Consider the following 11,989-nt stretch of genomic DNA (forward strand, 5'->3'; position numbering starts at 1 on the left):
CGACAGGCAACAGCCGTTTCACGACCATCTCCTTAGAGGCTCTAGATCTTTTAGAGCCTCTAAGGAAGCATAGAGGCATTAGACTGTCAAGACCGTTCAGGAAGGACCCGCATGGCCGCCCCCACCGCCCGCCGGCGCGAGAAGCTCCGCCAGGCCACCCTCGCCGAGATCCACCAGGCCGCCCGCGAGTTGCTGACCGACCAGGGCCCCGCGGCGGTGACGATCAACGCGGTCGCCCGGCGGATCGGCATGAGCGGGCCCGCGCTCTACCACTACTTCGCCTCACACGACGACCTGGTCGCGGCCGTGACCGCCGGTTTCCTCCGGGAGCTGACCACGGCCATGCGGACCGCCCGTGACGCCCGGCCCGCCGACGCGGCCGGTGACCGGTTGCTGGCCACCTGCCGCGCCATGCGCCACTGGGCGACCGCCCACCCCGCCGAGTTCGGATGGATCTTCGCCAGCCCCATCCCGGCCGCCGCCTCCGCCCGGCACCGCCCCGACACCCCCCGCAACCAGGCCGCCCGCGATTTCGAGCTGGTCTTCCTCCAGCAGATCGAGGAACTGTGGGCACGCCGGGGCTTCCCGGTCCCCGCCCTCGAAGACCTGGACCCCTCCATACGCGAGCAGTTGCGCGCCTACGCCGAGTCCCTGGGCCGCGGCCTGCCCATCGAGGCGCTCCACGTCGCCCTGTCCTGCTGGATCAAGCTGTACGGGCTGCTGTGCATGGAGGTGCTCAACCAGCTCGACTTCGTCTACTCCGACCCCGGTCCGATCTACGAGGAGACCCTCCGCGACCTGGTCGACACGCTCGGCCTCGACTACCGGCCGCCCGAACCGTCCGAACTCCCGCCGCACGCCCCGCCTTCGTGAGACGGGTGCGGCGCCCGCCTCGCGCAGTGCCCACACGCACCGGACGGTGGGGTCGACGGGCGGCCGTGGAGAGCCCGTCCGCCCCTGGGGGAGGTTTCCCGTGGTGTCCACGCGCTCGCCGGAGCGCGCCGTGCGCGGTGTCCCCGTGCGGTGGCGGAGCGCCCGCCCGTATCCGGGCGGAGGTGGCCTGCGGTGCCCGTGTGCGCCTGCCGGAGCGCGCCGGGCAGTACGTCGGCGCGCGGCCACGGATCGTCCGCCCGCGTCCGGGCGGATGCGTGCTGCCGTGCCCGAGCGCCCCGGACGGCAGGGTCAGCGCACGGCCTCGGGGGAGAGGCGGAAACGCTCCCGGTACCGGGCGGGGGTCGTGTTGAGGACGCGGCGGAACGCGCGCGTGAGCGTGTCGGTGCTGGCGAAACCGCAGGCCGAGGCCACCCGCTCCAGGGTGTCGTCGGTGGTCTCCAGCCGCTGGCGGGCCACCTCCACCCGGGCCGCCTCGATGTAGGCGGCCGGGGTGGTCCCCAGCTCGTTCTTGAAGATCCGGGTGAGCTGCCGCTCGCTGACATGGGCGTGGGCCGCCAGGTCGGGCACGGTGAGGGGCCCGGCCAGGTTGCGGGCGATGTGGTGGCGCAGGTCGTCGATGCGGCGCGTGGTCGACACCGGGTCCAGGGCCACGCTGAACTGGCTCTGCCCGCCGGGGCGCTTGAGGTACACCACCAGCTGCCGGGCCACCCGCAGGGCGGGCTCGCGCCCGAAGTCCTCGGCCACCAGGGCCAGGGACAGGTCGATGCAGGCGCTCAGCCCCGCCCCGGTCCAGATGTCCCCGTCCCGGATGAAGATCGGGTCGGCGTCCACCTCCACCCCGGGGTGCTCGGCGGCCAGCTGGCGGGCGGTCGACCAGTGCGTGGTGGCGCGCCTGCCCTCCAGCAGCCCGGCTGCGGCCAGCAGGTGCGCGCCCACGCACACCGAGGCGATGCGCCGGGAGCGCGGGGCCAGTCGCCGCACCTGGTCCACCACCGCCGGGTCGGCGACCGCCCGGATCCCGGAGCCCTCCCCGGTCTCGACCGAGCCCGGCACGAGCAGCGTGTCGATGCGCCGCCCGGCGACGTCGTCGAACGTGGCGTCGGGCAGCACCCGCACCCCCGCCGAGGTGGTGACCGGGTCCAGGGACGGCGAGGCCAGCACCACCTCGTAGCCGGTGGGGCCGCCCATCTCCCGCCGCAGCAGCGAGAACACCTCCGCGGGGCCGGTGACGTCCAGCAGGTCGACCCCCTCGAAGAGCATCACCACCACGAGCCGCCCCTCCACGGCACCTCCTCCGTTCGTCCCCTCGCACGGCGCGGACGGCGCCGTGCGCGTGCCCGCCCTCCGGCCGGAGCGCCCGCCCGCATGTCCGAATCTGCGGTTCGCACGACATTGCCGACATCAGGGTCCCGATCCTAGCGTGGACGGTGGCCGCTCCACGAGGGCGGACCGCCGACGCCGCACCCCGCGGCACGGCACGGAAAGGAAGAACGACACCGATGGCCTCCACCACCCTGCGCGACATCAGCGGCCTGGACCCGGCCCCGGCCGCGCTCGCCGACGCGACCCTGGTCCTCATCGACTACCAGAACACCTACACCCGGGGCGTGATGGAACTGGAGGGCTGGGACGAGGCCCTGGACGCCGCCGCCGACCTGCTGGCCCGGGCGCGCGAGGCCGGGACCCCGGTCGTCCACGTCGTCCACGACGGCGGCGAGGGCAGCCCCTACGACCTCCGCGAGGAGATCGGGGAGATCCACCCGCGCGTGGCACCGGCCGAGGGCGAGCAGGTCGTCGTCAAGAGCGCCCCTAACGCCTTTGTCGGCACCGACCTGCTGGAGCGCGTCAACGCCACCGGCCGCGGCGGGAACGTCGTCATCGCGGGCTTCATGACGCACATGTGCGTCACCTTCAGCTCCGAGGGCGCCTTCCTCAACGGGCTGCGGCCGACCGTCGTCGCCGACGCCTGCGCCACCCGGACGCTGCGCTCCCCGGTGGCCGAGGTGCCCGCCGCGCAGCTGCACGCCGCCGCCCTGGCCACCATCGGCGACCTGTACGGGGTGGTCGTCCCCACCGCCGCCGACCTGGGCTGAACCCGGGCGGCCCCGCCCCCGCACGGGGGCGGGGCCGCGGCCGGTCAGCGGCGGCGCGCGGCCGTCCGGGGCCCCGGGCCGCTCAGCGGGGCTCGCCCCCGCGGTCGCGCACCGACTCCCGCAGCCGCCCGAACACCCGGCCGGAGTGGATGCCGTCGTGCTCGAACTCGTTGGTGACCCACGCCCACGAGTTCCCCACCCCCTCCAGGGTGTCCAGCTGCAGGTGGGCGTCCACGTACAGGTCGTCGTAGTACACGGCGGCCGCCACGGGGACCTCGTTGGCGGCCAGGCGCTTCTCGTCGTACAGCGGCGGCCAGTCGGTGCGCCGGGCCAGCTCCTCCACCGCGGGGCGCAGCTCCTTCAGCAGCCGCACCTCCTCGAACATCCACGGGAAGGCCATCTCGCCGGTGAACATCAGCGGCCGGGCGTCCTCGGCGAACACCGGGCGCCGGTCGCGCTCGCGCTGGGCCGCCCAGGCGGTGGCGGTGCCGGGGCGGTCGGCGTAGATCGCCTCCTGGAGGGTCCAGTACAGCGGGTCGGCGGCGCTGGAGGTGCGCACCAGCACCTCCTGGAGGAAGCCGTCGGACAGCCGGCCGGGGCGGATGAACGCGCTCTCCACCAGCCAGTGCATCCGCTCGAACCCGGGCTTGCGGCCGAACTCGATGCCCAGGGTCTGGAACCGGCGGACGGTGAGCCGGTCGCCGTCGGGCAGGCGCACGTCGTCGGCGGCCAGGTGGTCGGCGATCGCCGCCACGGCCTCCACGTCCTGCGGGTAGCGGCGGCGGTACTCGGCGGTCTTGCGCTCCACCCGGGTGAAGGTCCGGCGGTACACCTCCTCCACGTCGGCGGGGACCCCGGGGACGCCGCCGCAGATGTAGCAGGCGTTGAGGGCCTCGGGGGCGTGGGAGAGGTAGGCCAGGGTCAGCCAGCCGCCGTAGCTCTGGGCCAGGGTGGTCCAGCGCCTGCCGCCGTAGACGGACTCCCGGACGTGCTCCATGTCGCGCACGATCGAGTCGGCGCGGAACCGGGACAGGTAGTCGGCCCCGGCGGCGGCGTCGCCGCGCTCGGCGACGGCCCGCGCGTCCAGGGGCGTGCTGCGCCCGGTGCCGCGCTGGTCGACCAGGACGATCCGGTACTCGCCGACGGCCTCCCCGATCCAGCCGGAGGGCTCCAGCGGGCGGGGGTTGGCCCCGCCGGGTCCACCCTGGAGGAAGGCGAGCAGGGGGAGGTCGTCCCCCTTGCGCTCGGGGGCGACCAGCTCCCGGACGAAGAGCTCGATCCGCTCCCCGCCGGGGTCGGACCAGTCCAGGGGGACGGTGACCGTGTGCTCGGTGACCCACAGCCCGGGCATGGCGTAGCCCATCAGCGATCTCCTCGGTGTCGGCCGCTTCCCGGGATTGGCGGATGCGGGGGGATTCGGGAAGTCGGCCCGAACATCGTAGGGGAGTTTTCGGCCTCGTTGTCCGATCCGGCGCGCGGGGCCTACGCCTCCTGCCGGCGCACCATCTCCCGGATCCAGACGGGCGCGAACGGGGACGTGCAGCCGGGGGGAGTGGGGTAGTCCTCCAGCACCCGCAGGCGCTCCCCGATCCCGATCGCCCGCTCCCGGTACCCGGGGTGCTCGATCCCGATCCGGGCCAGGCACTCGTTCATCGCCCACTGCAGGCGGTCGGGGGCGTCCTTCATCCGCGCCTCGACGGTGTCGAGCAGCCCGGCCAGGTCCAGGCCCTCGGGCCGCTTCGCCACGCGGTCGGTGGTCAGCGCCCATCCGGCGCTCGCGACCACCGGGTCCGGGTCGGAGAACCAGGCCAGGCGCAGCTCCTCGGCGTGCGGGCTCTTCTTGACCACGTAGTTGACGAGCCAGTCCTGCACCTTGGGCCTGCGCGCCTCGCGCAGCATGGTGTCCAGCTCCTCGCGCCCGAACGCCTTGGGGCGGCAGACCAGCAGCGCCAGCAGGCGCGCCGCCGTGTCGCCGGTCGCCCACAGTCCGACCGCGAGGTCCTGCTGTGTCTTCAGCCGCTTGGCGACCGCGCGCAGCTTCGTGAGGTTCACGCCGTGGTCGTCGCCGTGCTTCTCGTTGACCCGCCGGACCTTGGGGTCCTCCAGCGCGGCCAGCTCGGCCATCACCTCGGCCACCGTCGTTCCGCCCCGCGTCTCCCCGGCCATGCCGATCCCCTTTCTCACGTGCGGGTTCAGCCTACGGCGCGGGTCGGACGCCCGTCCCCTCCCTGGGTTCCCCGGGGTCTGCGGGGGCGCCGGGTCCTCCAGGGCCACCGGGGCCTCCGTGCTCTCGCGGGGACCGCAGGGCGGTCCGGCTCAGGACCCCGCCGCCCAGGGCGACCGCGGCCAGGGTCGCGAGGGCCGCGGGCAGACCGGCCGCGGTGGCGACCGCGCCGACGAGCAGCGGACCGCCCGCGTCGCCCAGCTCGCGGCCGAGTTCGGCGTTGCCCATCGTCCGGCCCATGCGCTCCTCGGGGGTGACGGCGGCCAGGTGGGCGAAGGCCAGCGGGGTGACGGTGCCGACGGCCAGGCCGATCACCGCGGCGCAGGCGAACAGCGTGACCGTGTTCGGGGCCAGCGCCAGCAGCAGGAGCGCGGCGGCGGCCGCCCACAGGCCCAGCATGCCCCCCGTGCGGGTGCCCATCCGGTCTTCGTCGCGCAGGCGTCCGACGGCCGGCTGGACCAGTGTCGAGGTGAGCGCGAGCAGCGCGACGGCCGCGGCCCCGGCCAGGGGGTGCAGCTCCAGGCGGACGGCCAGCAGGGGGAGGAAGCCGACGGCGACGCCCAGGACCGCGGTCGTGGTGGCGAGCAGCAGGGTGGGGACGAGGAAGCCGCGTTCGGTGGTCTGCCGGACCAGGTCGGCGACGGTGTAGCGAGGGCGGGGCACGACCGGCAGGGCGGGAACGGCGAGCAGCACCCACACGGCGGCGACGGCGGACAGCAGCCCCAGCGCCAGGTAGAGCGATCCGATGCCCCACAGGTGGGCGAGGCCGACGCCGATGAGCGGGCCCAGGACGTAGCCCAGGCTCTTCCACGCGCCGTACCGGCCGAAGGAGCGGCCCAGCCGCTCCCGCCCGGCCAGGCGCGCGACCGCGGCCGAGGAGGCGGGGGAGAACGCCGAGGCGGCGGCGCCCTGCCCGAGCCGGGCCAGGCCGAGCAGCAGCGGGGTGGGGGAGACGAGCGCGAGCAGCGACGCGGCGGTGAACGCGACCAGGCCGCCGACGATCACGGGCCTGGGGCCGATCCGGTCGCTGAGCGCGCCGAAGAGCGGCTTGAGCACGACTTCGGCCACGTCGTAGAGGGCGAGCATGAGGCCCAGGTGGATCAGGGACAGGCCGATGTCGTCGCTCTGGGCGCCGAGCACGCCGGCGACGCCGTGGGCGCCGAACGCGGTGGTGAAGCCGGCGAGGTAGAGCGGGGCCACGGGGCGCATGGAGGAGGATGCCGTCACGTAGAGGAATGTAACACCTGTTACTGAGGACCTGAAGAGGGGTGGGGGAGGGGGTGGTGGCAGTACCGCCCGGACCGGTTCGGAGCGGAACGGCCCGGGAGGCCGGGAGCGGATCCCGGCCCACCGGTCCCCGCACCACCGGCCCCCGGCCGCGGAACCGAGTGTTACGGTCGGGCCTGTGACGGACGATGCGGTGCGGTGGATGCTCGCGGTGGTACAGGTGCCGGCCAAGCCGTCCCGGCACCGCGTCGCGGTGTGGCGGGAGCTGCGGCGGGCGGGCGCCGTGCCGGTGTCCCAGGGGACCTGGGCGCTGCCGGCGGCGGAGGTCTTCCGCGAGGCGGCGGCCCGGGCCGGGGAACTGGCGGCCGAGGGCGGCGGGCGGGTGGCGGTGTTCGACGTCGAGCCGCGCGACGCGGCGGCGCGGGAGTTCATCGTGGACGCCTTCACGGCGGCGCGGGTGGACGAGTGGGGCGAGTACGCCACCGACTGCGGCCGGTTCCTGGAGGAGATCGCCAAGGAGATCGCGAAGGAGAAGTTCACCTTCGCGGAGCTGGAGGAAGAGGAGCAGAGCCTGGAGCGGCTGCGCCGCTGGTTCCGCGACCTCAAGAAGCGCGACGTCCTCGCGCTCCCGCAGGCCCGGGACGCCGCCGAGTGCCTGCGCGCCTGCTCCGACGCCCTGGACGACTACGCCGAACGCGTCTACGCGGCCGTCCACGGCGGTTCGTCGGAGGGGTGACCCGGGGCCGGGCGCGGGCGGGCGGAGCGGCGTGCGGGGGAGCGGGGAGAGCCGGGCGAGGGCGGGCATGGTGGGCGGGAGCGGAAAATCGGTCGACGGCTCCGGGGCGCCCTGACACGGTGGGGCACCATGACGAGCTCGGAACTTTTGACCGCCGCGGACGTGGAACTCATGCAGGGGTTGGCGCAGCGCCTCACCGCCACCCACCCGGAACTGGTGAACAGCGACGCGTCCTACGGCGAACTGGCCTGGAACTGGGGCAGGGGGCACGCGGCCTTCGCCGACAAGTGGCGGCGCCGGCTGTGGTTCTCCGACGGTGACCTGGTGGCGTGGGGGTGGGCGCAGCTGCCGCGCCGGGCGCGGCTCAGCGACGGGACGGTCAAGGAGGTCACCGGCGCCTACCTGGCCCACCAGGTCCATCCCGACCACGCGGGGCTGCTGGACGAGGTGATCGACTGGTTCGACGCGACCGCGCCGGGGCTGGAGCGCTCGGTGCTGCCGTGCGCCCTCGACGGGGCCGTCCTGGAGCGGTGGGCGGCGCACGGGTACGGGACCGACCCGGACGCGCTCGGGGACGAGGGGTCCTGGACCCAGTTCAACCAGCGGGACCTCACCGACATCGAACGGCCGGAGCTGCCGGACGGCTTCCGGTTCCGCACCGCGGAGGAGGCGGGGGCCGAGGCCGCCGTCCAGGCCCACCTGGACGCGTGGCGTCCCTCCGGGTACTCGATCGAGGCGTACGAGGGCGTGCGGGCGACGGCCGCGTACCGCGGTGACCTGCACGTTCTGGTGGAGGCGCCGGACGGGACGATGGCGTCCTCGGGGATCATGTGGTTCGACGAGGTGAACCGGACCGTCGAGTTCGAGCCGGTCGGGACCCATCCGGACTACCGGCGCCTGGGGCTGGGGCGGGCGATGCTCCTGCACGGGATGGGGCTGGCGAAGGAGGCGGGGGCCGTGCACGCGACGGTGGCCTGCCTGGGGGCGCCCGGGCACCCGTCGGCGCGCGGGCTGTACTACAGCGTGGGGTTCCACAAGTTCACGTGGGACGCGCCGCTGGTCAAGGGGGCGGACGCTTGAGCGCGGGCGGGGACGTCGAGTACGAGGCCAGGGTGCTGGAGGTCGACCCCGAACGGGTGGCCCGGCTCATCCTCGACAAGGGCGGAACGGACCTGGGGGAGGTGCTCCAGCGGCGTTACGTCTACGACCTCGCGCCGGAGGGGGACGTGTCCCGGTGGGTGCGGCTGCGGGACACGGGGGAGCGGGTGACGCTCGCGGTGAAGGAGATCGTCTCCGACGCCATCGACGGTACGCGGGAGACCGAGACCGAGGTGGGGGACTTCGAGACGGCGAACGTGCTGCTGGGGAAGCTGGGGTACACGGCGAAGGCCTACCAGGAGAACCGCAGGCACAGTTTCGTGCTGGAGGGGGCGCGGCTGGAGATCGACAGCTGGCCCCGGATACCCCCGTATTTGGAGGTCGAGGCCGACAGCCGCGAAGAGGTGGTGCGGGTGGCTGCGCTGCTGGGGTACGCGGAGGAGGAGCTGACGGGGGAGAATACCGTCAAGCTGTACACCCGCTACGGCATCGACCTGTCGGCGATCGAGGACCTGCGGTTCGAAGGACCGTGAGGGGGGCGGGGTCGGCCGTGGTGTGCCCCTCCGGTGATCGGAGGGGCGCACCACGGCTCGCGGGACCCCTGTTAAGACAGCGTGGAGCGGAGGAAGGCCGTCCACTCGGGGGAGGGGAAGGGGAGGTGCCCGGCGGTGGGGTGCTTGGAGTCCCGGACGGCCGCCCCGCAGGGCAGGTCCGCGACCTCGACACAGTTCGGTTCCTGGCCGCTGTGGCTGCTCTTCCGGAAGTTCGCAGGGATGTGCGCGACCTCGACGCAGTTCTCACCAGCACCGCTGTAGCTGCTCTTGCGAAAAACGAGATCTGTCACGATGAATCCTTCAGCGGTTCGCTCATGTCGCGAACGAAGTCTATGCTCTGGGCCACGGTCAGCGCGGCACTGCTCGCCTCACGCCACATGGCATCGTATCGGCGTATCTCATCCGGCCCCTCCACATACAGGGTGGATGTGGGGGTCTCGGCGTAGCCGATGGTCGGATCGCTTGGCTCCGGGAACTCCATGATCTGGAAGCTGCCCAGATTGGCGGCGTGCATCCCTGCTGTGAAGGGCAGTACCTGGATGGCGACGTTGGGCTTCGTAGCCATTTCGACCAAGTGTTGGAACTGTTCGCGCATGACGGCGTCCCCACCCGCATGCCGACGTAGGGCTGCTTCATCGATGACTGCGGCGTACTCCGGTGGGTGAAGCCGGTTCAGGATCTCCTGGCGTTCCATGCGGGCTTGCACATGGCGCTGAATGCGCTCTTCGGAGTAGGCGTTGGCGCCAAGGAAGACGGCCCGCGTGTAGTCGGGGGTCTGGAGCAGGCCGGGGATCACCTGGGCTTCATAGACCCGGATGAACGAGGCCTCGACCTCGAAAGAGGGAAGCCCGCTGGAACTGAAGACATCCTTGTACTTGGACCACCAGCCCGATTCCGCGGCGTCCTTGGCGAGTTGGTGCATGCTCTCCCAAGCTCTCCGGTCCACCTGGTAGAGCTCGGCGAGAGCGTCGATTTGGGCGGGGCGGATGCGCTTGAGGGAAGCGGTCTCCAACTTGCCCAGGGTGGCTCGGGGGATACCCGATTTCTTCGCGGCGATGTCGAGGGTGTCGCCGGAGTCCTCGCGCAGGTCTCGCAGGATGCGGGCGAGCCGACGGCGGCGGATGGTCGGGCTGAGGGAGTTCTTCATGGGGGCAACCTATCAAGGCTCTCTGGAGATTCTCCATAACGCTTGACTGTGGAGAATCTCCAGAGCATGATGAATGTGCGGCTGGTGAGCGCTCCCTTACCTAGGGTGGGTGAGGGTTCTTGCTGGTCAGACTATGCCGCGGCCGTCCCCCGCGCCTGTGGAATGCGCAAGTTCACCCTGCGCGGATGGACGTACCGGTCGGGTTCGTTCGAGGTTCTTCACCACATCCATGCCAAGGAGTGTCTTTGTCATGCTCGCAATCGTTCCCTTTCCCCCGCCGATGCCGCCGTTGCCGGAGGTGACCCTGCCTCTGGGAGAGCTGGTGCCGCGGCGGTGCCGGCACTACTTCAACCCGCACGCCCGCCGGGCGCACTACAAGGTGCGCTCCTACGAGTTCGGATCGTCGCCGCAGCTGATGCCGCTGGTGCGGGCGTTCCTGGACGCCAGCGCCGCCGAACGCGACGCCGACTATCGCTACCTGTTCACCCTGCTCGGGTCGGAGCTGGCCGCGAACGCGCTCACCCACTCCCGCTCGGGACGGCCGTTCGGCACCTTCACGTTGCGCTGCGAGCGCAGCCGTACCGGACTTCGCCTGACCTGCACCGACCAGGGGCACCCGGACGGGCGCACCACCCCGGAGGGGCAGCGCGAGTACCTGGTGGCCGACCCCGCCGGGCTGGACGTGGGAGCCGAATCGGGTCGGGGGCTCGCCCTGGTCGATGCCCTGGCCACCTCCTGGGGTGACAACGGCATCGCCGACCACCGGCAGGTGTGGTTCTTCCTGGCCTACGACCTGACCGGCAACCCCTGGGCCACTGCGGCCTGAACGGACTTCGCGTCCTGAACGCGAAACGGGCCCAGGAGAGCGCGGCAACGCTCCCCGGGGCCCTCAATCCCGAAATCCACAGTTCCACGTGTAAGAAAGCAGGATCGGTGACGCATCCTATCCCGCGCCCCCGCCCGCCGACCGGACCGCCCAGGCCCCTGCCCAGGCGCCCCCGTCCTCCGAAGGAGTGGGCTGCCTGACCGGAGCCGCGCCCCGCCCGCGCCTATGCGGGCGGGGCGTTCTGTGTTTCCCGGAACCCGACAAGGGCTTCTCCGTCGTGGCGTTCGTGGTGGGGCCGCGATGGTTGTGGGGTGCCCGTTGCCCTGGCGCGCTCAGTCCGGTAGAAAGCCTTGGAGCTTAAGAACGAAGCTTGGGCGTTTTGTCTGTTTCTTGAAAAGTCATAAAATCGGTCGGTTCCCGGTGGCATATGCCCAGGTCATTTACTGTGCTCCCCGCGCACGCGGGGATGGTCCCCCGCCACTGGGACGCCGACCACGACCAGGACGGTGCTCCCCGCGCACGCGGGGATGGTCCCGGGGTTTCGGCGTGATGGTATAAAAAAGCCCAGTGCTCCCCGCGCACGCGGGGATGGTCCCCGGACCAGGTGGAACAGGTGACCGGCGACCCGGTGCTCCCCGCGCACGCGGGGATGGTCCCCCGGCCGGGATCATGGCGGGGGCCGCGATCCAGTGCTCCCCGCGCACGCGGGGATGGTCCCGCGGCGCGGATGTGCATGACCGACGCGGTGGCGTGCTCCCCGCGCACGCGGGGATGGTCCCGCGGCGCGGATGTGCATGACCGACGCGGTGGCGTGCTCCCCGCGCACGCGGGGATGGTCCCGACTCAAAGAGCAACAACAAGCCATTCCTATTGTGCTCCCCGCGCACGCGGGGATGGTCCCACGGGCAGAGCCAGCAGCCCGACCCCGACCGAGTGCTCCCCGCGCACGCGGGGATGGTCCCGCCGACACGCACTTCGGGAGGACCCGTTGACCGTGCTCCCCGCGCACGCGGGGATGGTCCCACGAGGACGACCCCGACAACCCGCTGCTGGCGGTGCTCCCCGCGCACGCGGGGATGGTCCCTGGAGACAACGGCCTTGGACGCCCCGACCACAGTGCTCCCCGCGCACGCGGGGATGCTCCCGGCGAGTCGGCCGACGACGCTACCCCGGAGCAGTGCTCCCCGTGC

At 72.4% G+C, this 11,989-nt stretch carries 12 protein-coding genes and 1 CRISPR repeat array (1 of these 13 cut by a window edge); of the genes, 6 read left to right on the plus strand and 6 right to left on the minus strand.

The genetic code is table 11. The features are described from left to right. Nucleotides 1–111 precede the first annotated feature (111 nt). The gene (locus tag KGD84_RS14375) at nucleotides 112–873 is read left to right on the plus strand and encodes a TetR/AcrR family transcriptional regulator (protein ID WP_220560852.1); all 762 of its coding nucleotides are present in this window, start codon (nucleotides 112–114) and stop codon (nucleotides 871–873) included. A gap of 309 nt (nucleotides 874–1,182) precedes the next feature. Here KGD84_RS14375 and KGD84_RS14380 read toward each other — a convergent pair whose 3' ends face one another. Further along, nucleotides 1,183–2,178 carry a GlxA family transcriptional regulator gene (locus KGD84_RS14380; RefSeq protein WP_420910378.1) on the minus strand — a complete coding sequence of 332 codons (996 nt, stop codon included), beginning with the start codon at nucleotides 2,176–2,178 and terminating at the stop codon, nucleotides 1,183–1,185. Nucleotides 2,179–2,393: 215 nt separating this feature from the next. Between KGD84_RS14380 and KGD84_RS14385 the strand changes: the two genes are divergently transcribed. Beyond that, a complete protein-coding gene (locus tag KGD84_RS14385; RefSeq protein ID WP_220560853.1) occupies nucleotides 2,394–2,987 on the plus strand; it encodes an isochorismatase family protein in 594 nt (197 codons plus the stop codon). Between the two features lie 82 nt (nucleotides 2,988–3,069). Here the strand turns inward: KGD84_RS14385 and KGD84_RS14390 are convergent, their stop codons facing one another. From KGD84_RS14390 to KGD84_RS14400, 3 genes are all read right to left on the minus strand, one after another. Continuing rightward, nucleotides 3,070–4,350 (minus strand): alpha/beta fold hydrolase, encoded by a 1,281-nt coding sequence (locus tag KGD84_RS14390; RefSeq protein ID WP_255646544.1) that lies wholly within the window; start codon nucleotides 4,348–4,350, stop codon nucleotides 3,070–3,072. Between the two features lie 119 nt (nucleotides 4,351–4,469). Further along, complete coding sequence (locus tag KGD84_RS14395) at nucleotides 4,470–5,153, minus strand: DNA alkylation repair protein (protein WP_255646545.1); 684 nt, start codon at nucleotides 5,151–5,153, stop codon at nucleotides 4,470–4,472. Between the two features lie 31 nt (nucleotides 5,154–5,184). Further along, nucleotides 5,185–6,438, minus strand: coding sequence for an MFS transporter (locus tag KGD84_RS14400; RefSeq protein ID WP_220560854.1), 1,254 nt, complete (start codon nucleotides 6,436–6,438; stop codon nucleotides 5,185–5,187). A 178-nt stretch (nucleotides 6,439–6,616) separates the two neighbouring features. On the opposite strand from KGD84_RS14400, the gene KGD84_RS14405 reads away from it, so the two are divergent. The 3 genes from KGD84_RS14405 to KGD84_RS14415 all read left to right on the plus strand — a co-directional run bounded on the left by KGD84_RS14405 (nucleotide 6,617) and on the right by KGD84_RS14415 (nucleotide 8,805). Next, a complete protein-coding gene (locus KGD84_RS14405) occupies nucleotides 6,617–7,174 on the plus strand; it encodes a Chromate resistance protein ChrB (protein ID WP_255646546.1) in 558 nt (185 codons plus the stop codon). Nucleotides 7,175–7,303: 129 nt separating this feature from the next. Continuing rightward, nucleotides 7,304–8,254, plus strand: a complete 951-nt coding sequence (locus KGD84_RS14410) for a GNAT family N-acetyltransferase (protein ID WP_220560855.1) — start codon at nucleotides 7,304–7,306, stop codon at nucleotides 8,252–8,254. Further along, nucleotides 8,251–8,805, plus strand: coding sequence for a class IV adenylate cyclase (locus KGD84_RS14415; protein ID WP_220560856.1), 555 nt, complete (start codon nucleotides 8,251–8,253; stop codon nucleotides 8,803–8,805). The genes KGD84_RS14410 and KGD84_RS14415 overlap by 4 nt, the downstream gene beginning before the upstream one ends. Before the next feature lie 71 nt (nucleotides 8,806–8,876). Here KGD84_RS14415 and KGD84_RS14420 read toward each other — a convergent pair whose 3' ends face one another. Both KGD84_RS14420 and KGD84_RS14425 read right to left on the minus strand, forming a co-directional pair. After that, on the minus strand, nucleotides 8,877–9,116 hold the full coding sequence (locus KGD84_RS14420) for a DUF397 domain-containing protein (RefSeq protein ID WP_220560857.1): 240 nt from the start codon (nucleotides 9,114–9,116) through the stop codon (nucleotides 8,877–8,879). Next, the gene (locus tag KGD84_RS14425; protein WP_220560858.1) at nucleotides 9,113–9,973 is read right to left on the minus strand and encodes a DUF5753 domain-containing protein; all 861 of its coding nucleotides are present in this window, start codon (nucleotides 9,971–9,973) and stop codon (nucleotides 9,113–9,115) included. The genes KGD84_RS14420 and KGD84_RS14425 overlap by 4 nt, the downstream gene beginning before the upstream one ends. Before the next feature lie 250 nt (nucleotides 9,974–10,223). Between KGD84_RS14425 and KGD84_RS14430 the strand changes: the two genes are divergently transcribed. Next, nucleotides 10,224–10,799, plus strand: coding sequence for an ATP-binding protein (locus KGD84_RS14430; protein ID WP_255646548.1), 576 nt, complete (start codon nucleotides 10,224–10,226; stop codon nucleotides 10,797–10,799). A gap of 445 nt (nucleotides 10,800–11,244) precedes the next feature. Further along, a CRISPR array of direct repeats spans nucleotides 11,245–11,989; the repeat unit is 29 nt; unit sequence GTGCTCCCCGCGCACGCGGGGATGGTCCC (it continues 16 nt past the right edge of the window).

Source organism: Nocardiopsis changdeensis, assembly GCF_018316655.1.
Lineage (GTDB): Bacteria > Actinomycetota > Actinomycetes > Streptosporangiales > Streptosporangiaceae > Nocardiopsis > Nocardiopsis changdeensis.